At 38.5% G+C, this 517-nt stretch carries 1 protein-coding gene; it reads left to right on the top strand.

The features are described from left to right. Positions 1-517, top strand: a 517-nt coding sequence (locus ACFQNG_RS20915) for a transposase (protein ID WP_379867859.1), incomplete at both ends; no start/stop codon positions are given.

Below are 517 nucleotides of genomic sequence, written 5' to 3'. Positions count from 1 at the left end.
AATGCCTCCAAACAAAAACCTAAAGATGTTCTTGTTACTGCTGCTACACGTCTCAGACGTGTAGTAAAAAAATATCAACCCAAATTGATCGAGAAGCTAAGTAAACTCCCTAGTCAAAAAGCTTCAGAAGAAGAATGGATGGCTTTTCTAGTACTTCTTACTAAACAAGTAAAACAGTATGTGCCGGATGCTGAAGGCGCGTTAAAAGATAAACTTGAAGTTGCCGATAAGATCATTCATGATGAGCGATTACTTTTACAAAAAGGGGTACAATCTGCTATTGATCCTGATGCTCGTATCGGAAAAAAGTCTAGCACTCGGTCATTTTTTGGATATAAGCTGCACCTGGCTATGACCGAGGATGAAATTATTACAGGTGCCCAAATCACTACGGGTTCAGCAGATGATGGCAAACAACTCATACCTTTAATTTCCAACACCTTGAAACAAGGTGTTGTTTGTCATGAAGTTTTAGGGGATACTGCTTACTCATCCAAAATTAATTTGACTTGGTTAA

The sequence above is a fragment of the Laceyella putida genome (assembly GCF_042665195.1).
GTDB lineage: Bacteria > Bacillota > Bacilli > Thermoactinomycetales > Thermoactinomycetaceae > Laceyella > Laceyella putida.
This window is presented reverse-complemented; position numbering and strand designations above follow the sequence as displayed.